Source organism: Pseudoduganella sp. R-31 (assembly GCF_049913235.1).
Taxonomy (GTDB): Bacteria; Pseudomonadota; Gammaproteobacteria; order Burkholderiales; family Burkholderiaceae_D; genus Rugamonas.
This window is the reverse complement of record NZ_CP183986.1, coordinates 2,406,612-2,426,154: the sequence shown is the minus strand read 5'-3', so window position 1 is coordinate 2,426,154 and position 19,543 is coordinate 2,406,612. Positions and strand designations below refer to the sequence as shown.

At 62.4% G+C, this 19,543-nt stretch carries 21 protein-coding genes; 11 read left to right on the top strand and 10 right to left on the bottom strand.

All coding sequences use genetic code 11. From position 1 onward, the window contains the following. Nucleotide 1: 1 nt before the first annotated feature. Together prpC and prpB are read right to left on the bottom strand one after the other, a co-directional pair. Nucleotides 2-1,153 carry a bifunctional 2-methylcitrate synthase/citrate synthase gene (gene prpC / locus ACN9MY_RS11060; RefSeq protein WP_426170623.1) on the bottom strand — a complete coding sequence of 384 codons (1,152 nt, stop codon included), beginning with the start codon at nucleotides 1,151-1,153 and terminating at the stop codon, nucleotides 2-4. 25 nt (nucleotides 1,154-1,178) lie between these two features. Further along, complete coding sequence (gene prpB / locus ACN9MY_RS11055; RefSeq protein WP_426170622.1) at nucleotides 1,179-2,066, bottom strand: methylisocitrate lyase; 888 nt, start codon at nucleotides 2,064-2,066, stop codon at nucleotides 1,179-1,181. A gap of 146 nt (nucleotides 2,067-2,212) precedes the next feature. On the opposite strand from prpB, the gene prpR reads away from it, so the two are divergent. The 6 genes from prpR to ACN9MY_RS11025 all read left to right on the top strand — a co-directional run bounded on the left by prpR (nucleotide 2,213) and on the right by ACN9MY_RS11025 (nucleotide 8,883). Beyond that, nucleotides 2,213-3,841 (top strand): propionate catabolism operon regulatory protein PrpR, encoded by a 1,629-nt coding sequence (gene prpR, locus ACN9MY_RS11050; protein ID WP_426322373.1) that lies wholly within the window; start codon nucleotides 2,213-2,215, stop codon nucleotides 3,839-3,841. 79 nt (nucleotides 3,842-3,920) lie between these two features. Beyond that, nucleotides 3,921-5,900: an acyltransferase family protein gene (locus ACN9MY_RS11045; protein ID WP_426337326.1), complete on the top strand. Its 1,980-nt coding sequence runs from the start codon at nucleotides 3,921-3,923 to the stop codon at nucleotides 5,898-5,900. Beyond that, the gene (locus tag ACN9MY_RS11040) at nucleotides 5,870-6,334 is read left to right on the top strand and encodes a DUF6328 family protein (protein WP_426337325.1); all 465 of its coding nucleotides are present in this window, start codon (nucleotides 5,870-5,872) and stop codon (nucleotides 6,332-6,334) included. Before ACN9MY_RS11045 ends, ACN9MY_RS11040 begins: the two co-directional genes overlap by 31 nt. A gap of 115 nt (nucleotides 6,335-6,449) precedes the next feature. Continuing rightward, nucleotides 6,450-7,490 (top strand): sensor histidine kinase, encoded by a 1,041-nt coding sequence (locus ACN9MY_RS11035; RefSeq protein ID WP_426322368.1) that lies wholly within the window; start codon nucleotides 6,450-6,452, stop codon nucleotides 7,488-7,490. Then, on the top strand, nucleotides 7,487-8,128 hold the full coding sequence (locus ACN9MY_RS11030) for a LytR/AlgR family response regulator transcription factor (RefSeq protein ID WP_426322366.1): 642 nt from the start codon (nucleotides 7,487-7,489) through the stop codon (nucleotides 8,126-8,128). The genes ACN9MY_RS11035 and ACN9MY_RS11030 overlap by 4 nt, the downstream gene beginning before the upstream one ends. Beyond that, entirely contained in the window at nucleotides 8,125-8,883 is a 759-nt protein-coding gene (locus tag ACN9MY_RS11025; protein WP_426337324.1) for a LytR/AlgR family response regulator transcription factor, read from the top strand. Before ACN9MY_RS11030 ends, ACN9MY_RS11025 begins: the two co-directional genes overlap by 4 nt. 49 nt (nucleotides 8,884-8,932) lie before the next feature. Here ACN9MY_RS11025 and clpA read toward each other — a convergent pair whose 3' ends face one another. Together clpA and clpS are read right to left on the bottom strand one after the other, a co-directional pair. Next, nucleotides 8,933-11,233 carry an ATP-dependent Clp protease ATP-binding subunit ClpA gene (gene clpA, locus ACN9MY_RS11020; protein WP_426170608.1) on the bottom strand — a complete coding sequence of 767 codons (2,301 nt, stop codon included), beginning with the start codon at nucleotides 11,231-11,233 and terminating at the stop codon, nucleotides 8,933-8,935. Further along, on the bottom strand, nucleotides 11,230-11,532 hold the full coding sequence (clpS, locus tag ACN9MY_RS11015; protein WP_055937573.1) for an ATP-dependent Clp protease adapter ClpS: 303 nt from the start codon (nucleotides 11,530-11,532) through the stop codon (nucleotides 11,230-11,232). The genes clpA and clpS overlap by 4 nt, the downstream gene beginning before the upstream one ends. A gap of 325 nt (nucleotides 11,533-11,857) precedes the next feature. Here clpS and cspE point away from each other — a divergent pair, with 325 nt between their 5' ends. Together cspE and ACN9MY_RS11005 are read left to right on the top strand one after the other, a co-directional pair. Beyond that, on the top strand, nucleotides 11,858-12,061 hold the full coding sequence (cspE, locus tag ACN9MY_RS11010) for a transcription antiterminator/RNA stability regulator CspE (protein WP_130314874.1): 204 nt from the start codon (nucleotides 11,858-11,860) through the stop codon (nucleotides 12,059-12,061). Nucleotides 12,062-12,144: 83 nt separating this feature from the next. Further along, a complete protein-coding gene (locus tag ACN9MY_RS11005; RefSeq protein ID WP_426337323.1) occupies nucleotides 12,145-12,657 on the top strand; it encodes a GNAT family N-acetyltransferase in 513 nt (170 codons plus the stop codon). Here ACN9MY_RS11005 and ACN9MY_RS11000 read toward each other — a convergent pair. Both ACN9MY_RS11000 and icd read right to left on the bottom strand, forming a co-directional pair. Then, the gene (locus tag ACN9MY_RS11000; RefSeq protein ID WP_426337322.1) at nucleotides 12,654-13,409 is read right to left on the bottom strand and encodes a hypothetical protein; all 756 of its coding nucleotides are present in this window, start codon (nucleotides 13,407-13,409) and stop codon (nucleotides 12,654-12,656) included. The two genes, ACN9MY_RS11005 and ACN9MY_RS11000, sit on opposite strands and share 4 nt — an antisense overlap. Before the next feature lie 135 nt (nucleotides 13,410-13,544). Continuing rightward, nucleotides 13,545-14,798, bottom strand: coding sequence for an NADP-dependent isocitrate dehydrogenase (gene icd, locus ACN9MY_RS10995; protein WP_426337321.1), 1,254 nt, complete (start codon nucleotides 14,796-14,798; stop codon nucleotides 13,545-13,547). 102 nt (nucleotides 14,799-14,900) lie between these two features. Here icd and ACN9MY_RS10990 point away from each other — a divergent pair, with 102 nt between their 5' ends. Together ACN9MY_RS10990 and ACN9MY_RS10985 are read left to right on the top strand one after the other, a co-directional pair. Beyond that, a complete protein-coding gene (locus tag ACN9MY_RS10990; protein ID WP_426322355.1) occupies nucleotides 14,901-15,464 on the top strand; it encodes a pseudouridine synthase in 564 nt (187 codons plus the stop codon). 79 nt (nucleotides 15,465-15,543) lie between these two features. Beyond that, nucleotides 15,544-15,828 (top strand): hypothetical protein, encoded by a 285-nt coding sequence (locus tag ACN9MY_RS10985; RefSeq protein ID WP_426322353.1) that lies wholly within the window; start codon nucleotides 15,544-15,546, stop codon nucleotides 15,826-15,828. 88 nt (nucleotides 15,829-15,916) lie between these two features. Here ACN9MY_RS10985 and rpsT read toward each other — a convergent pair whose 3' ends face one another. Then, nucleotides 15,917-16,183, bottom strand: a complete 267-nt coding sequence (gene rpsT, locus ACN9MY_RS10980) for a 30S ribosomal protein S20 (protein WP_055937377.1) — start codon at nucleotides 16,181-16,183, stop codon at nucleotides 15,917-15,919. A gap of 195 nt (nucleotides 16,184-16,378) precedes the next feature. Between rpsT and murJ the strand changes: the two genes are divergently transcribed. Further along, complete coding sequence (gene murJ / locus ACN9MY_RS10975) at nucleotides 16,379-17,929, top strand: murein biosynthesis integral membrane protein MurJ (protein WP_426337320.1); 1,551 nt, start codon at nucleotides 16,379-16,381, stop codon at nucleotides 17,927-17,929. A gap of 12 nt (nucleotides 17,930-17,941) precedes the next feature. Here the strand turns inward: murJ and ACN9MY_RS10970 are convergent, their stop codons facing one another. Genes ACN9MY_RS10970 through ACN9MY_RS10960 form a run of 3 tightly spaced genes read right to left on the bottom strand, consistent with a single transcriptional unit; the run spans nucleotide 17,942 to nucleotide 19,543 of the window. Continuing rightward, nucleotides 17,942-18,739 carry a type II secretion system protein gene (locus ACN9MY_RS10970; protein WP_426337319.1) on the bottom strand — a complete coding sequence of 266 codons (798 nt, stop codon included), beginning with the start codon at nucleotides 18,737-18,739 and terminating at the stop codon, nucleotides 17,942-17,944. Continuing rightward, nucleotides 18,705-19,079, bottom strand: coding sequence for a type II secretion system protein (locus ACN9MY_RS10965; RefSeq protein WP_130314880.1), 375 nt, complete (start codon nucleotides 19,077-19,079; stop codon nucleotides 18,705-18,707). Before ACN9MY_RS10965 ends, ACN9MY_RS10970 begins: the two co-directional genes overlap by 35 nt. Then, a complete protein-coding gene (locus ACN9MY_RS10960; RefSeq protein WP_426170594.1) occupies nucleotides 19,073-19,543 on the bottom strand; it encodes a prepilin-type N-terminal cleavage/methylation domain-containing protein in 471 nt (156 codons plus the stop codon). Before ACN9MY_RS10960 ends, ACN9MY_RS10965 begins: the two co-directional genes overlap by 7 nt.

Here is a 19,543-nt window from a genome sequence, read left to right as displayed (position 1 = left end):
ATTACTTGCGATCCTTGATCGGTACGAAGGCCAGGTCTTCAGGTCCGACGTAATTGGCGCTTGGACGAATGATCTTGTTGTCGATGCGCTGCTCGATGATGTGCGCCGACCAGCCGGAGGTGCGCGAAATCACGAACAGCGGGGTGAACATGGCGGTCGGAACGCCCATCATGTGGTACGACACGGCGGAGAACCAGTCCAGGTTAGGGAACATCTTCTTGACTTCCCACATCACCGACTCCAGGCGTTCGGCGATGTCGAACATCTTCATCGAGCCGGCTTCTTGCGACAGGGAACGCGCCACTTCCTTGATCACCACGTTGCGCGGGTCGGACACGGTGTACACGGGATGGCCGAAGCCGATCACCACTTCCTTGTTGGCGACGCGGTTGCGGATGTCGGCTTCCGCTTCGTCCGCGTTTTCGTAGCGCTGCTGGATGTCCAGCGCCACTTCGTTGGCGCCGCCGTGCTTGGGACCGCGCAGCGCGCCGATCGCGCCGGTGATGGCGGAATGGATGTCGGAACCGGTGCCGGCGATCACGCGGCTGGTGAAAGTGGAGGCATTGAACTCGTGCTCCGCGTACAGGATCAGCGAGGTATGCATTGCACGCACCCACGATTCGGACGGCTTTTCGCCATGCAGCAGGTGCAGGAAGTGGCCGCCGATGGTTTCATCGTCGGTTTCCACATCGATGCGCTTGCCGTTATGGCTGTAGTGGTACCAATACAGCAGCATGGAACCGAAGGAAGCCATCAGGCGGTCGGCGATGTCGCGCGCGCCGGCGATATTGTGGTCGTCCTTCTCAGGCAGGCAGCAGCCCAGCACGGAAACGCCGGTACGCATCACGTCCATCGGGTGAGCCGATGCAGGCAGCGCTTCCAGCGCCGACTTCACGCCTTGCGGCAGGCCGCGCAGGGATTTCAGCTTGGATTTGTAGCCTTTCAGTTCGGCCATGTTCGGCAGCTTGCCGTGCACCAGCAGGTAGGCGATCTCTTCGAATTCGCAGGTGGTGGCCACGTCCAGGATGTCGTAGCCGCGATAGTGCAGGTCGTTGCCGGTCTTGCCTACGGAGCACAGGGCGGTATTGCCGGCTGCGACGCCGGACAGGGCGACGGATTTCTTAGGCTTGAAGGTTGGGGCTTGCTCGGTCATTTTGGTCTCTCCTCGGATCGTCGAATTATTTTTTGGCGGCTGCAAACAGGGCGTCCAGCTTCTGTTCGAAATCGTGATAGTTGATGCGCTCGTACAATTCGGCGCGGGTCTGCATGGTGTCGACCACGTTCTGCTGGGTGCCGTCGCGGCGGATCGCGGTGTACACATTCTCCGCAGCCTTGTTCATGGCGCGGAAGGCGGACAGCGGGTACAGCACCAGGCCCACGTCGGCGGACTTCAGTTCTTCCACGGTGAACAGCGGGGTGGAGCCGAATTCGGTGATATTCGCCAGCACCGGGACTTTTACCGCTGCGGCGAATTGCTTGTACATATCCAGCGAAATCATCGCTTCAGGGAAGATCATGTCGGCGCCGGCTTCCACGCAGGCCATTGCGCGGTCGATTGCGGCGTCCAGGCCTTCCACGGCCAGCGCATCGGTACGGGCCATGATCACGAAGTTTTCGTCGGTACGCGCGTCCACGGCAGCCTTGATGCGGTCGATCATTTCGCCCTTGGAGACGATTTCCTTTCCGGGGCGGTGGCCGCAACGCTTGGCGCCCACCTGGTCTTCGATATGCATGGCGGCGGCGCCGAACTTGATCATCGACTTCACGGTGCGCGCCACGTTGAAGGCGGAGGCGCCGAATCCGGTGTCCACGTCCACCAGCAGCGGCAGGTCGCACACGTCGGTGATGCGGCGCACGTCGGTCAGCACGTCGTCCAGGTTGGAGATGCCCAGGTCCGGCAGGCCGAGGGAGCCCGCAGCCACGCCGCCGCCCGACAGATAGATCGCCTTGAAGCCGGCGCGCTTGGCCAGCAGGGCGTGGTTGGCGTTAATCGCGCCCACCACCTGCAGCGGGGATTCTTCTTGCACGGCCTTGCGGAAGGCGGCGCCTGCGGAATATTGGCTCATGATGTCCTTTCTGTTTGAGGAATGTTTGCCGTCCATAGTGCAAGTGGCATGCCAGCCGTGGCTTCCCAGCAAAATCAAGCACTTGCAACGCGGGCGCCAGAGTATAATGTTTCAGGTTGAAACACGTGAAACGTTTCAGGTGAAACATGCGACATTCCACTCCCCTGCCCTTCGACCCGGCCGACAAGCCGGTGATCTGGACGGTTTCCGTCTCGCGCCTGTCGGAGCTGTTCCGCGACATCACGCTGGAATACGACGCCCTGGCCGATATCGAACCGATCAACCTTGGCTTCGACGAGGCTGCGCGCCATATCCGTGAACGCCTGGCGACGGAGCGCTGCGATGCCGTCATTGCGGCCGGCTCGAATGCGGCCTACCTGAAGGGACGCCTGTCGGTGCCCGTGGTGATCGCCAAGGCCAGCGGCTTCGATTTCATGCAGGCCCTGGCGCGCGCCCGCAAGGTTTCCGACCGCATCGGCGTGATCACCTACCAGGAAGACATGCCGGCGCTGGCGGAATTCGCCGCCACCTTCGGCGTGCCGATCGAGCAGCGCACCTATGCAACCGAGGAAGATGCACGCGCCCAGATCAATGACCTGAAGGCCTCCGGCATCAAGGCCATCGTCGGCGCCGGCCTGATCACCGACCTGGCCGAAGAAGCCGGCCTGACCGGCGTTTTTGTCTATTCCGCCGCATCGATCCGCCAGGCCTTCGACGACGCACTTGAACTGGCGCGCCTGGCGCAGCTGGAATCCAACCGTAGCAGGCGCCACGTGGTGGCCGACACCTTGCGCGCCAAGCATGGACTGGCCGACCTGCGCGGCGAGTCCGAGGCGATGGAGCGCGTACGCCAGGCGGTCGTGCTGTACGCGAAGTCGCCTGCCACTGTGCTGATCCAGGGTGAAACCGGCTGCGGCAAGGAACTGGTGGCGCAAGCCATCCACCGCGAATCCCCGCGCACGCTGGGCGGCGCCAACCGTCCTTTTGTCGCGGTGAACTGTGGCGCGATCGCCGAATCGCTGCTGGAGTCGGAACTGTTCGGCCATGAGGAAGGCGCCTTTACCGGTGCCCGGCGCGGCGGCCACGCCGGCCTGTTCGAAGCAGCCAACCGCGGCACCCTGTTCCTCGACGAAATCGGCGAAATGCCGCTTGCACTGCAGACCCGGCTCCTGCGCGTGCTGGAAGAACGCGAAGTGGTGCGGGTCGGCGGCACGCGGCCGATTCCGGTCAATGTACGCATCATCAGCGCCACCCATTGCGACCTTGAAGCGAGGGTGCGCGAGGGCCGCTTCCGCCCCGACCTGTTCTACCGCCTGGCCGTGCTGCGCCTGTCGCTGCCGCCGCTGCGCGAGCGCCCGACCGACATCCTGCCGCTGGCCGAATGGTCGTTGCGTACCGCCCTGGCCAGCCTGGGCGCGCGCGCCCATCCGAACCTGCCGGCCGAACTGGCCGCCTGCGCGCCCCTGCTGCTGCGCTATGAATGGCCCGGCAATGTACGCGAACTGCGCAACCTGACCGAACGCCTCGCCCTGTTCCTCGCCGCCGAACCGCTGCAGGCCCTGACGCCCAGCTTCGTTGCAGGCGTCGCGCCCGAACTGCATTCCTTGCCGCAGGCGGCAACGCAACTGCCTGCGCCCCATGCATCCGCCCCCGCGCCGAACAGCGTCACCGAAGTATTGGCCCGCTTCGGCGGCCGCCGTGACGCCGCCGCCGACTACCTGGGCATCAGCCGCACGACGCTGTGGCGCCGCCTGCGCGAAGAGCAGGAACCCTGAGCCGAGGCGTCGACGCCACAGCATATTGCATCAATGACAATCCCGTAGTATCTTCTTGCGTTGAGTTCAGGGGCATTACATGGAATATCGCAGGGAAATCGATGGTCTGCGGGCGGTTGCCGTCCTGCCGGTAATCCTGTTTCACGCAGGGTTCCAGTTCTTTGGCGGCGGCTTCGTCGGCGTCGACGTCTTTTTCGTCATCAGCGGCTACCTGATCACGACGATCCTGATCCACGAGCTGGAAGCTGGCCAGTTCTCCATCCTCAATTTCTATGAAAGACGGGCGCGCCGCATCCTGCCGGCGCTATTCCTGCTGCTGTTTGCCTGCCTGCCGTTCGCCTGGCTCTGGCTGGTGCCGGACGACCTGAAAGGCTTTGCGCAAAGCCTGGTGGCCGTCACCGCCTTCGCGTCGAATATCCTGTTCTGGGAGCAGAGCGACTACTTCGACAGCTCGGCCGAATTCAAGCCCCTGCTCCACACCTGGAGCCTGGCGGTCGAAGAACAGTTCTACTTGCTGTTCCCCTTGTTCCTGATGGTGTTCTGGCGCCGCGACCAGCGCCTGCTGCTGGCGGTGCTGGTCGGCACGGCGCTGGCCAGCCTCGGTGCGGCGCAATGGGGTGTGGCCAGGGACCCTTCCGCCACCTTCTTCCTGCTGCCCACACGCGCTTGGGAGCTGGCCATCGGCGCGCTGTGCGCCTATTACATGTCGCGCCCCGGCGCCGGCCGGCATTCGCAACGCACGCGCGAACTTGCCAGCCTTGCCGGCCTCGGCCTGATCGGCACCGGCATTTTCGCTTTCAGCAAATACACGCCCTTCCCCAGTGTGTACGCGCTCCTGCCCACGGTCGGCGCAGCGCTGATCATCCTGTTCGCAGTCCCGTCGACCACGGTCGGCAAGATCCTGGGCAGCCGGCTGATGGTTGGCGTCGGCCTGGTCAGCTACAGCGCCTACTTGTGGCACCAGCCTATCCTTGCATTCGCACGCCACCGTAGCCTGGACGGGCCAAGTCCGGCCCTGATGGCCGCGCTGGTGGTGCTGACGCTGGTGCTGGCCTATCTTAGCTGGCAATTCGTCGAAAAGCCGTTCCGCAACCGCAGCAGGTTTGGCCGGCAACAAATATTCGCCTTCGCCATTGCCGGCTCGCTGCTGTTCTTCGGAATCGGCATGGCGGGCCACAAGACCAACGGCATGCGCAGCGTCAAGACCACCCCGCAGCAGGAAGAGGTGCTGCGCACTGTCACTGCAAGCCCGGAGCGCGCTGCCTGCCATACCAAGGGTCTGGAGTACCGCAAGCCGCAAGACGCCTGCGCCTTCAACGGTCCCGCCGGGGAATGGGCAGTGTTCGGCGACAGCCATGCGATCGAACTGGCGCACGCGCTGGCGGTACAGTTGAACGGCCGCCACCAGGGTGTGCGCCAGTTCAGCTTCAGCGGCTGCTCGCCTTCCTACCAGCGCGCCGACACCAATCCCGGCTGCAGCGACTGGACGCGCGAGGCCGTCGACTTCATCGCCGCCGATCCGCATATCAAGGAGGTCGTGGTCAGCTACCGCATCCACAGTGCCCTGTTTGGCGACCATGAAGGCATTTACCCGCGCCTGCCGGACGAATTCAGCGATGCCAAGCGCGACGCCATCTGGGCCTCGTACAAGACGATATTGAACCACTTTGCCAGCGCGGGCAAGCATGTCACCGTGGTATTGCAGGCGCCCGAACTCCCGCGCCAGGTGGATAAGCTGATACGCCAGGCCGACGATCCGCGCACGGTGGATGGGGTCACGACCGACTGGTGGCGCCGCCGCAGCGCCTTCGTGGAGCAGCGGCTGGGTGAATTGCCTGCAGGCGTGCGCATCCTGCGGCCGGAAACGCTGTTCTGTGACGCTGCGCGCTGTTACGCCGTCAAGGATGGCAAGGCCTTGTATTTCGATGATGACCACATGTCCAGCTACGGCGCCGGGCTGGTGGCGCAGCAGGTCGTGGCAGCACAGGCGCGCGCCTGTCAAAACGGCTGCTCGCTAGAATCGACGGCATGGACGAGCACACCGAGCAAGAGTCATTGAAAGAGCAGATGGGCCGCATCATCGAAGAGGCGCGCATGATACTGCCAGGTATCCAGGCCCTGTTCGGCTTCCAGGCCATTGCCGTCTTCAACGACCGTTTCGAGCAGCTGCCGGTCTATGCCCAGGACTGCCACGCTGCTGCCCTGGCGCTGGTGGTGGTGGCCATCGCGCTGGTCATGTTGCCGGCCGCCTACCATCGCCTCGCCGAACCAGGCCAGGTTTCCATGCATGCGATCACCATTTCTTCGCGCGCCATCTGCTACGCCCTCGCGCCATTGGCCGCAGGCCTGGCGATGGACATCGCCGTGGTGCTCTACATGGTCACCGGCAGCGATATGGGCAGCGCGGCCGGAGGACTGGCCGCCTTCCTGCTGCTGATCGGCACGTGGTTCGTCTTCCCCCTGCGCGCCCGGCGCCGCCGGCACAGCTCCTGAGCAACCGCTTGTCATCCGATTCGACCGCTCGTCATATCGCTGGAGCGCCAGTTGGATGGATACGGTATGCTCCCATGCCATGAAAAGAGCACTCACCGGGACGGAAAACGACCAAATGAACCGCACCGACGGCAGCGACATGCCGCTGCTGGCGCGGCTCAACTGGTATTGGATCTTGCAAGGGCTTGGCTGGAGCGCCGTGATTGCCTTCCTCATGCTGGTCAACGGGCCGTTCCTGGCGCGGCCGGGCGCCGTCCTGACCTGCATCCTGGACGGCGCCAGCGGCCTGCTGCTGACGGACCTGTGGCGCCGCTACATGAAGCTGCGCGACTGGAACACGCGCCGCGTGGACTGGCGGCAGGTCCTTGTCGCCATCTTCATCCTCGGCCCCGTGCAGTTGGCGCTCGTCACCATCATTGCCCGTTCGCTGGTCGGCGCGGCAGACGGCGGCAGCTGGCTGCCCATGCTCTTGCTGTTCTGGTCCGGCATCATGACAGCATGGCAGGTCTCATATATGGCTGCCACGGCCCTGCGGCGCGCCAACCGCTTCGAATCGGAAGCGCTGCGGCTCGACGTGCTCGCCAAGGAAGCCGAACTGAAGGCCCTGCAGGCCCAGGTGAACCCGCATTTTTTCTTCAATAGCCTGAACAGCGTGCGCGCCCTGATTTTCGAGAACCAGCAATCGGCCGCGCAAATGATCGACCAGCTTGCAACGCTGATGCGCTATACGCTGGCTGCCAGCTATGCCGATACGGTGCCGCTGCAAGAAGAGATGGAAGCTGTTGAATCCTACCTGGCCATCGAAAAGATCCGCTTCGAAGAGCGCCTGAACGTCACCGTCTGCATCGCCGACGGCATGGATAGCGTGACCATTCCGCCGATGGCCGTGCAGACGCTGGTTGAGAACGCGGTGAAATACGGCGTCGAGCAAAGCAGCGCCGGCACGGAAATCCGCATCAGTGCCAGCCATGCCAACGGCCACGCCGCTATCGAGGTGGCCAACCGCGGCGCCTTGGCAAGGCTAGGCGATTCGACGCGCGTCGGCCTGGCCAACGCCCGCAAAAGGCTGCTGCATGCCAAGGGCGGCAACGCCAGCCTTGAACTGGTGGAGCGCGATGGCTGGGTACGCGCCACCCTGAGCTTCCCTTTGTCATGACGATGCGCGTGCTGGTTATCGACGATGAGCGGCTGGCCCGCAAGGAGCTGCGCCGCCTGCTGGCAGGCCAGCAGCAATTTGAAATCGTCGGCGAGGCCGCCGATGTTGCCGATGGCATCGCGCGGGCCAGGGCTTTGGCGCCGGACCTGCTCCTGCTGAATGTGCAGATACCGGGCGGCAGCGGCTTCGACCTGCTCGATGCGCTGGACGACGTGCCGGAAGTTATTTTCACCACGGGCCATGGCCACTGCCCGGCCGACTACCTGCTCAAGCCGATCCACCCGCAACGCCTTGCCGCCGCACTGGAACGTGCTGCCGTCCGCGCCGGCATGGGCAGCAGGCCACGCAAGCTGTTCATCCGCGAGGGGGATCGCTGCTGGTTCGTGCGCCTGACCGACATCCGCCTGTTCGAAGCGGAAGGCGAGCATACGCGCGCCTATTTCGACGGTGCTGCGCCACTGATCCCGCGCTCCCTGCAGCAGCTCGAACAAATGCTCGACCGCCAGCAATTCTTCCGCGCCAGCAGCCGCCACCTGGTCAACCTGGCCGATGTCGATCGCATCGTGCAAACCGCCGGCGGTTCACTGGCGCTGAATGTGGCGGGCGTGGCTGTGGAAGTCATGGGTGCCACCCAATGACAATGGCGGACACCCTGCATCCGCTTCTGGCAAGCTTGGCCGGTACGGGCCGCATGATACGCGTCCTGGTCGTTGACGACGAGCGCCTGGCTCGCGCCGAACTGCGGCGCATGCTGGCCTGCCACGCCGGCGTCGCCGTGGTTGGAGAGGCGGCCAATGCCGCCGAAGCGGCGCTTCAGGTGGCTGCGTTGCAGCCCGACTTGTTGCTGCTGGACGTGCAAATGCCCGGCGCCAGCGGCTTTGACCTGCTGGCCGCGCTCGACGACCCGCCCGAGGTGATCTTCACCACCGCCTTCGACCAGTACGCCTTGCAGGCCTTCGAAGCCAGTGCGCTCGACTACCTGATGAAGCCCATCGAGCCGCGACGCCTGGCCGCGGCTTTGGAGCGTGCCGCTGCGCGGCTTGGCTTCGCGCCTGCGCCCAGCGCCATTCCGCGAAAACTGTTCATCCGCGACGGTGAACGCTGCTGGTTCGTGCGGCTGGAAGACATCCGCCTGTTCGAATCGGAGGGCAATTACACCCGCCTTTACTTCGACGGCGCCGCGCCGTTGCTGGCGCGCTCGCTGCTGCAACTGGAACAGCGCCTCGATCCACAGCAGTTCTTCCGCGCCAATCGCCGCCACATCGTCAACCTGGCCGCCGTGTGCAGCATCGAGAATGGCGACGGTGGCGCCGTCCTGCTGCGCGTCGACGGCATGAGCGTAGAGGTGTCGCGCCGCCGCGTGGCGGCATTGAAACAACTCCAGGAATTCTGAAGGAAAAAAAACCCGCTCGGCGAGCGGGTTTTTCGAAGCGGCACACTGCTTATTCGACTTCGACGGTCTCCGGTGGCGGCGTAGGCGCCGCATCCGGTTCCGGGAACTCCAGCTTGATTGCTTCCGCTTCGTCCAGGTCGACAATCACGCGGCCGCCGGACACCAGGCGGCCGAACAGCAGTTCGTCGGCCAGCGCCTTGCGGATCATGTCCTGGATCAGGCGCGACATCGGGCGCGCGCCCATCAAAGGATCGAAGCCTTTCTTCGCCAGGAACTTGCGCAGCTTCTCGCTGAAGATGGCTTCCACCTTCTTCTCGTGCAGCTGCTCTTCCAGCTGCATCAGGAACTTGTCCACCACGCGCAGGATGATTTCCTCGTCCAGCGCGCGGAAGCTGATGGTCGCATCCAGGCGGTTGCGGAACTCCGGTGTGAACATGCGCTTGATGTCCGCCATCTCGTCGCCCGCTTCCTTGCTGTCGGTGAAGCCGATCGAACGCTTCTGCAGGCTTTCCGCACCCGCATTGGTGGTCATGATGATGATCACGTTGCGGAAGTCGGCTTTGCGGCCGTTGTTGTCGGTCAGCGTGCCGTGGTCCATCACCTGCAGCAGGATATTGAAGATATCCGGATGCGCCTTCTCGATCTCGTCCAGCAGCAGCACGGCGTGCGGCTTCTTGGTAATCGCTTCGGTCAGCAGGCCGCCCTGGTCGTAGCCCACGTAGCCAGGAGGCGCGCCGATCAGGCGGCTCACCGCATGGCGCTCCATGTATTCCGACATGTCGAAGCGGATCAGCTCAATGCCCAGGATGAAGGCCAGCTGCTTGGCCACCTCGGTCTTGCCGACGCCGGTCGGGCCGGAGAACAGGAAGGAACCGATAGGCTTGTCCTGCTTGCCCAGGCCGGCGCGCGACATCTTGATCGCAGATGCCAGCGCTTCGATTGCAGGGTCCTGGCCGAACACCACGTTGCGCAGGTCGCGGTCGATGGTAGCCAGCTTGCTGCGGTCGTCCTGGTTGACGGTCTGCGGCGGGATGCGCGCGATCTTGGAAATGATTTCCTCGATCTCGGTCTTGCCGATGGTCTTCTTCTGCTTCGACTTCGGCAGGATGCGCTGTGCGGCGCCCGCCTCGTCGATCACGTCGATGGCCTTGTCCGGCAGGTGGCGGTCATTGATAAAGCGCGCCGCCAATTCGGCTGCGGTCGACAGCGCCGACGACGAATACTTCACGCCATGGTGCTCCTCGAAGCGCGACTTCAGCCCGCGCAGGATCTGCACGGTCTGTTCCACGGTCGGCTCGTTGACGTCGACTTTCTGGAAGCGGCGCGACAGCGCATGGTCTTTCTCGAACACGCCGCGGAATTCCGTGAACGTGGTCGCGCCGATGCACTTCAGCTGGCCGTTGGCCAGGGCCGGTTTCAGCAGGTTGGACGCATCCAGCGTGCCGCCCGACGCCGAGCCGGCGCCGATGATGGTGTGGATCTCGTCGATGAACAGGATGCCATTCGGATTATCCTTCAGCTGCTTGAGCACGGCCTTCAGGCGTTGCTCGAAGTCGCCGCGGTACTTGGTGCCGGCCAGAAGCGCGCCCATGTCCAGCGAGTAGACCACCGCGTTCGACAGCACCTCCGGCACGTCGCCCTGGGTGATGCGGTAGGCCAGGCCTTCCGCAATGGCGGTCTTGCCCACGCCGGCTTCGCCCACCAGCAGCGGGTTGTTCTTGCGGCGGCGGCACAGCACCTGGATCACGCGGTCCACTTCGTCTTCGCGGCCGATCAGCGGGTCGATCTTGCCCTCGGCGGCAGACTTGTTCAGGTTCTGGGTGAACTGGTCCAGCGGCGATTCCTTGGCCTGGCCTTCCGGCGCGGCGCCTTCTTCCACGCCCTCGGATGCCTTGCCGGAATCCATCTGCTGGTCCTTGCGCACGCCGTGCGAGATGAAGTTGACCACGTCCAGGCGGGTGACGCCCTGCTGGTGCAGGTAGTAAACAGCGTGCGAGTCTTTTTCACCGAAGATGGCCACCAGCACATTGGCGCCGGTCACTTCCTTCTTGCCGTTGGAAGCCGACTGCACGTGCATGATCGCGCGCTGGATCACGCGCTGGAAGCCCAGGGTAGGCTGGGTGTCCACCTCGCCGGTGCCAGGCACGGTCGGCGTGTTGTCGCCGATGAAGTTGGTCAGCGTTTTGCGCAGGTCCTCAATATTCACTGCGCAGGCGCGCAGCACCTCGGCTGCCGATGGATTGTCGAGCAGCGCCAGCAGCAAGTGCTCCACGGTGATGAACTCGTGTCGCGCCTGCCGCGCTTCGACAAACGCCATATGCAAACTTACTTCCAATTCCTGCGCAATCATACTTCCTCCATCACACATTGCAGGGGATGCCCCGCCTTGCGTGCATGCGTTAAAACGAACTCCACTTTGGTTGAAGCTATATCTTTAGAGAAAACGCCGCACACGCCTTTGCCGTAGCGATGGACACTCAGCATAATTTGTGTGGCCGTTTCCCGGTCCTTATTGAAATACTCCTGGATGATGGCGACCACAAACTCCATTGGAGTGTAGTCGTCGTTCAGCAGCGCCACCTGGTACATAGGTGGCGGCTTTATCGCCTGCCGTTCCAGGACGGTTTCGGTGTCATGCTTGGTTGCCATACGCTTATATTCTAATGCTTTCAGACTAGTTGCAACGCCCATTTCAGAGGGCCATTTCCACCAGTACTCATCTTACGCGTTTTCGCCGATTGCCGCAGATGGCGGTCAGCTTGGTCAAAATCAAGGGCTCGAAAAAAAGCTGTTGCAAAAAGCTCACCATGTGCTAGTGAAAGCGCTTGACATTAAAAATTGTTCCGCCAACAATGCGATATCGACTTTGTGCAGATCTGTACATGTTGGTAAGAAGTGAGTTGTCGAGGAGGGGGCAGGAAGCTTCTTGCTTTTATGGCTCGTGTGATTCGTTTTTATTGAAAGTTTTTTTAAAATGGCAACTGGTACCGTTAAGTGGTTCAATGACTCCAAAGGTTTTGGCTTCATCACTCCTGATGATGGCGGTGAGGATTTGTTCGCACACTTCTCCGCGATTAACATGAACGGCTTCAAGACCCTGAAAGAAGGTCAAAAAGTGCAGTTCGAAGTTACTCAGGGCCCTAAAGGCAAGCAAGCTTCCAACATCCAGACCAACTAATCCCTGGCCTCGGACAACGAAAAGCCCCGCCCCGCGGGGTTTTTTTTCGCCTGCCATCATACCTGCACTATGCCGATTTCGTCATGCAAATCCGCACTTTGACAACAGCCGATGCGCCCGCGCTGCTGGAATTCGAGCTCGCCAACCGCGACTGGTTCGAATCCCAGGTCGATGCCCGTGCGCCAGACTTTTACAATCTTATCGGCGTGGCTGCGCATATCGAAGACTACCTGGCGCGCCATGCGAGCGGCACCATGCATCCCTGCCTGCTGGTTGAAGATGGGGAGATTATTGGCCGTTGCAACTTGAAAGGTATCGACCAGGTCTCGTTGCGCGCCGAAGTCGGCTACCGGATCGCCTCTTATGCCTGCGGCCGGGGGCTTGCCGGCGCCGCGCTGGCACACTTGATGGAACTGGCTTACGGCCACTGGCAGCTACGTGGCCTCGACGCCCACGTTACTATCGCCAACGCCGCCTCCGCCCGCGTCCTGCAGCGGGCCGGCTTCATCTTTGCCGGCCCCTCCCCTATCCAGGCAGAAGTCGCCGGCAGCGCACTCGATTGCCTGCACTTTTGTCACGCTCGCGCAATTCGCTAAAACATGCGGCTGGCCAGATCCGCCACCAACACAACGACGCCGAGCGTCAGACCTACCATCCAGCGGCTGAACGTATCGTGCCGACGTCTCATCTCGACCATGTGTGCATCATGACGCTTGTCCATTTCAAGCATCTGCGTTTGCAACTGGCCTATTAGCGCCTTCATATTGTCATCCTGCCGAATGAAACGCTGTTCCGACTCTCGGCGCGCCTCGGTAAAGCGCTCGCAGGTCGTGCGCTCGGCTTCGGCAAAGTGCACGAGATTCTTCCGTTCGGCTTCGGCAAAGTGCACGAGATTCTTCCGATCGGCTTCGGCAAAGCGCTCGAGATTCTTCCGATCGGCTTCGGCAAAGCGCTCGAGATTCTTCCGTTCGGCTTCGGCAAAGCGCTCCGTATTCTTGCGGTCGGCCTCGGCAAAGCGCTCCGTATTCTTGCGTTCGGCCTCAGCAAAGCGCTCCATATTCTTGCGTTCGGCCTCGGCAAAGCGCTCCATATTCTTGCGTTCGGCCTCGGCAAAGCGCTCCATATTCTTGCATTCCGCCTCGGCAAAGCGCTCGGAGCTCTTGAGGTCGGCTTCGGCAAAGCGCGCCGCCATATCGGACCGCACCAGGGCAAAGCCACTGTCCATGTGCTGACGTAATAAGGCCAGTTCGCAATTAAGGGTATCCACCTGTTTCTCCAGCCGGTGAAGTCGCGCGTCATCATCATCTTCGGACGGGGACGATTCATCGTCAAGCAAGCTCTGCGGCATGGCAGCCTCCTCGAGTGAGCGTAAGCGGTTTATTCTCTGCCGCTTCACACGCCGCCATGTTGAGCCGCGTCAGGCGCACAACAAAAAACCCCGCCTCCTTGCGGATGGCGGGGTTTGCATGGAAACGAGCTTGGCTTACATCTGCTCGATCATGACGTCACCGAAGCCGGAGCACGACACCTGGGTCGCGCCTTCCATCAGGCGGGCGAAGTCGTAGGTAACTTTCTTGGAGGTGATCGCCTTCTCCATCGAGGAGATGATCAGGTCCGCCGCCTCGGTCCAGCCCATATGGCGCAGCATCATTTCAGCCGACAGGATCAGGGAGCCAGGGTTCACATAATCCTTGCCCGCGTACTTAGGCGCGGTGCCGTGGGTCGCTTCGAACATGGCCACGGAGTCGGACAGGTTGGCGCCCGGCGCAATGCCGATACCGCCTACCTGTGCCGCCAGCGCGTCGGAAATGTAGTCACCGTTCAGGTTCAGGGTGGCGATCACCGAGTACTCCGCCGGACGCAGCAGGATCTGCTGCAGGAACGCGTCGGCGATCGAATCCTTGACGGTGATCTCGCGGCCGGTCTTCGGATTCTTGAACTTGCACCATGGGCCGCCGTCGATCAGCTCGGCGCCGAATTCCTTCTGCGCCAGTTCGTAGGCCCAGTCACGGAAGCCACCTTCGGTGTACTTCATGATGTTGCCCTTGTGGACGATGGTCACCGATGGCTTGTCGTTGTCGATCGCGTACTGAATCGCCTTGCGCACCAGGCGCTCGGTGCCTTCGCGCGAAACCGGCTTGACGCCGATGCCGGAGGTGCCCGGGAAGCGGATCTTCTTGACGCCCATTTCCTTGGTCAGGAACTCGATCAGCTTCTTGGCGCCTTCCGAGCCTTCCTGCCACTCAATGCCGGCGTAGATGTCTTCCGAGTTTTCGCGGAAGATCACCATATCGGTTTTCTCAGGCTCGCGCACTGGCGAAGGCACGCCCTTGAAGTAGCGCACCGGGCGCAGGCAGACGTACAGGTCCAGTTCCTGGCGCAGTGCCACGTTCAAGGAACGGATGCCGCCACCGACAGGGGTCGTCAGCGGGCCCTTGATCGACACCACATAATCCTTCAGTACCTTCAGGGTCTCTTCCGGCAGCCACACGTCCGGGCCGTAGACCTTGGTCGACTTCTCGCCGGCGAAGATCTCCATCCAGCTGATCTTGCGCTTGCCGCCGTAGGACTTGGCAACCGCAGCATCCACCACCTTGATCATCACCGGGGTGATGTCCACGCCGGTGCCGTCGCCTTCCAGGTAAGGAATGATCGGGGTGTCAGGCACGTTCAGGGAAAAGTCGGCGTTAACGGTGATTTTCTGGCCGCCGGCAGGTACTTTGATATGTTGGTACATCGTGTTCTCCGAAGAAGGGTTTTGGCAGTCTTCTATAAGACATAAGACACTAGCGTTCCACATTATGCACCAGTATTTTACTGGGCGCTATACTAGCTACCTATGCCTCTGATACTTTTTAATAAACCTTTCCAGGTATTGTGCCAGTTTTCCCCCTCTGGAGATAAGGAAACGCTGGCCGACTACATCACGATCCCGAACGTCTATCCCGCTGGTCGCCTCGACTACGACAGCGAAGGCCTGATGCTGATGACCGACGACGGCAAGCTGCAGCACAAGATCGCCCACCCCGACCGTAAGGAGGCCAAGACTTACCTGGTGCAGGTGGAGGGCGTGCCGGATGCCGGCGCCATGGCGCGCCTGCAGGCGCCGCTCGACCTGGGCGACTTCACCACCTTGCCCTGCAAGGCGGTGCGCATTGCTGAACCAGTCTGGCTGTGGCCGCGCAATCCGCCGATCCGGCAGCGTGCCGGCCAGCCAACCTCCTGGCTAGCGATCACCCTGCAGGAAGGCAAGAACCGGCAGGTGCGCCGCATGACGGCCGCCATCGGCCACCCCACCCTGCGCCTGGTGCGCTCGGCCATCGGCGGCATCTCACTGGCCAGCCACCCGCTGCTGCCAGGCGAGTGGGCCGAAGTGTCGCCAGACGACCTCAGCACGCGCTAATAAGTCAACCAGGCAACTTGCAGCAGCGTTGATGAATCAGGTTCACCTGAACCTGCACCCACTATAAAAGGAGTTCGTCATGTCTAAGACTACTGTCGCGCTGCTTGCCTCCCTGCTTTCCCTCTCCGCCTTCGCTGCCGACCATCACATGAAAGGTTCGGCTTCCGCTTCGGCCGCAGCCTCCGCCGCCTCGATGGCTTCCGCCGCGCCAATGGCTTCCGCCGCATCGGCCGCTTCCGCCGCCGCCTCGGATGCTGCCTCCGCCAAGAAATCGGCCAAGAAAGCCAGGAAAGCCGCTTCTGCCGCAGCCTCCGCTGCCGCATCGGCCGCTTCCGCTGCTTCCGCGGCTGCTTCGATGAAGTAAGCACAAAGCGAAAAACCCGCTATGGCGCAATGCCATGCGGGTTATTCCGGTACACCTGTTTGGCGGCTAATGCCGCCAGCACACGAACTTAGGCGGACAGTGCCTTCAGGGCAGCTGCCAGACGGCTCTTGTGACGAGCAGCCTTGTTCTTGTGGATGATTTTCTTGTCAGCGATCGAGTCGATGGTCGACACGGAAGCCTGGAAGATGGTGGTAGCAGCAGCTTTGTCGCCAGCCTGGATTGCCTTGCGAACAGCCTTGATAGCGGTACGCAGGGTCGAACGCTGAGCGGAGTTGTGAGCGTTTTGCTTGACTGCTTGACGAGCGCGTTTGCGCGCTTGTGCGGTATTTGCCATTTGAGAATCCTAATTCGTTGTCAAAGTTCGTTTGCAAACAATAGCGTTTGCCAAACCGGTGCGGTGTTTTCAGAGCCGGCTGAACGTCGCTGCCTGCCTTACTGAATTCTGTACAGCCTTAAATTATAACGGGGTTTTGCTGCCAGGGCAATTCTAAATATCGGGGCGTTGCCGCTTTCGCTATAATCAGCGCCCATGAACTTGCTCAAGACCCTCGCCGCTATTTCAAGCATGACAATGTTGTCCCGCATTACGGGACTGCTTCGTGAAGTCCTGTTCTTCCGCGCTTTCGGCGCGGGCGGCATGACCGACGCCTTCTACATTGCCTTCCGCATCCCCAACCTGCTGCGCCGCCTGTTTGCCGAAGGCGCGTTTTCGCAGGCATTTGTGCCAATGTTGGCAGAATACAAAAACAAACAGGGCGAAGAAGCGACCCGCTCCCTGGTTGACCATGTGGCGACCGTGCTGGTCTGGGCCACGCTGCTCACCAGCGCAGTCGGTATTATAGGCGCCCCGCTGTTCATCTACCTGATTGGTTCCGGCCTGAGCAAGGATCCGGCATCGTTCGACGCCGCCGTCTGGATGACGCGCCTGATGTTCCCTTATATCGCCTGCATGTCCTTCGTCGCGCTGTCCAGCGGCGTGCTGAATACCTGGCGCCAGTTCAAGATCCCGGCCTTCACTCCGGTGCTGCTGAACATTTCCTTCATCAGCGCCGCACTGTTCCTGGCGCCACACCTGAAGCAGCCGGTCTACGCGATGGCGATTGCCGTCATGGTCGGCGGCGTCCTGCAGGTTGCGATCCAGGTGCCTTCGCTGGTGAAGATCGGCATGCTACCACGCCTGTCGTGGAATCCGCGCGCCGGCCTGGCCGATCCGGGCGTGCGCCGCATGCTGAAGAATATGGTGCCAGCCCTGTTTGCCGTCTCGGTGGCGCAAATCAGCCTGATGATCAACACCACCTATGCCTCCTGGATGCAGGAAGGCAGCGTTTCCTGGCTGACCGCCGCCGACCGCCTGATGGAGTTTCCCAACGCCCTGCTCGGCGTGGCGCTCGGCACCATCCTGCTGCCAAGCTTGTCCAAGGCCAGCCAGGAACAGGACCACGCGGAATATTCGGCCCTGCTGGACTGGGGCCTGCGCCTGACCTTCCTGCTTGCCATGCCGGCGGCTGTGGGCATCGCCGTGCTGGCCCTGCCCCTGATGGCGACCCTGTTCCACAACGGCAAATTCACCGACTTCGCTGCCGTGATGTCGGCCCAGCCTTTGCTGGCCTATGCGGTCGGCCTGCTCGGCATCATCCTGGTCAAGTCGCTGACGCCGGCCTTCTACGCGCGCCAGGACGTGCGCACGCCGGTACGCATCGGCATCATCACCCTGCTCGCGACACAGGTGATGAACCTGGCTTTCGTCTGGCAGTTCAAGGTGGCCGGCCTGGCGCTGTCGATCAGCGTGGCGGCACTGCTGAACGCTGCCCTGCTGTACCGCGGCCTGCGCGCAAAGGGCATCTACGCGCCGCAACCGGGTTGGCCGAAGTTCCTGGCCCGCCTGCTGCTGGCTGTCGTCCTGATGGGCCTTGCCGGCTGGTTCGGTGCGCAGCAGTTTGAGTGGCTGGCCATGCGCCACCATGCGTTCCTGCGCGCAGGTGCGCTGTTCCTGGTGATCGGCGCTTGCGTGGTGGTGTACTTCGGCACCTTGTTCGCTCTCGGTTTCCGTCTGCGCGACTTCAAGCGCCGCGCCAAATAAGGCGGCGCAGCCTCAGCGCCGCGGCGGCGGTGCTGGCGGCTCCTCGCGCGGCTGCTCGCCGGACTGTCCTGGCAGCGGTTCTTGCGGCGGTTCCTGCGGTTCCTGTGCCGGTTCTTGCGGCGGTTCCTGCGGCTCCTGTGGCGGCTCTGGCGGCTCTTGCGGCGTGCCGGTCTTGCTGCCGGGCGGCGTGCCATTCAAGCCACCCGGCTGGGTGCCGTCCATGCCGGTCAGCGGGCTGCCTGGCTGCATGCCCGATCCCGGCTTGGCCGGCTGGCCCGGCTGCTGGGCGGGCTGCTGTCCGTCCCCACTCTTGGCTCCCGCGACCTGCACGCCTTCGCCGCTGAATTTCCAGTCCGCCAGGCTGGTCTTGCCTTCAAATGCGACGAAGCGCGGCGGGAAATTGCCGATCTTGATCGGCGTGGCCTTGGACAGGCTGTAGATGGCCAGGATGCCGCCGTTTTCGGTGGCCTTCACCAGCCCCCATTCAGCCTTGCCTGTCATCGGGTCGACATACACGCGGCGCAAATGGCGGCGCAACTGCGGGAAGCGCGGATCCTTCAGGAGTTCGGCAAAAGACTTCGGATAGTTGGGCTGCCCCTGTGGCGTGGCGGCGGCATAGCTGGCCAGCGCATTGCTGTACTCCATGCCGATATCGAGCAGGGCCTGCTCGGCCGCCGCCCGCTGCATGGTCGTGCCAAGCCGCAGCGACATGGCGCCAACCAGGCCGATTATCGCCACCAGGATCACTACGCTGACGTAGGTGAACCCGCGCTGCCTACCATTCCGAATAAGGCTTGCCGCTTCGGTCATTGCCGGGCGCTCCGCTCTTGATGTCTGCCACGCCGCCTTTGCCGACGTCGTCCGGCGGCACGATGGTCCAGCTGTCGCTTTTCTCCGTGATCGGGTCGATCGGCACCGCGCGCAGGTATTTTTTTTCCACCAGCTGTTCCAGGCTGTCCGGGAAGCGGCCGGTATCGCCGTAGTACTGGTCGATGATGGCGCGCGTGCTGCGCAAGTTGTCGGCCAGGATGGTTTCCTTGGTCTTGTCCACGCTCGGGAAGTAGCGCGGCACGGCGAGCGTCAGCAGCAAGGCGATGATGCCCAGCACCACCAGCAGTTCAATCAGCGTGAAGCCCTTCTTGTTCACCATTTCTTGTAAGGCACGCCGTTCAGGCCCACCTGCTCCGAAGTCGAATACACGTCAAAAACATCCTCGCCTTCGCGCGGATCGTCGGCATCGCTGGCGTAGCTGCGCTTGCCCCAGCTCTGGCCATTGCTGGCGTTCGAGTCCGCGTTGAAAGGGTCGCGCGGAATGCGCCGCAGAAAGAAGATCTTGGCGCGCTTCGGGCTGCGCACGTCGACCACGCCTTCCACCAGCACCTCCAGCGTGCGCGGGTAACCGTTGCCGGTGATGGACTTGGCAATGCGGCCTTCATCGTAGGCGGTCTTGTAATCGTCCAGCGCCTTGCGGATCACGTGCAGCGCGCTGCGCAGCTCCTGCTCGTTGCGGCGCTGGACCACGGTCTGGCCGACCGGGATCGCCAGCGCGGCGAGCAGGCCAAGGATGGCCAGCGTCACCAGCAGTTCGATCAGGGTGAATCCGCGCGCGCGCAT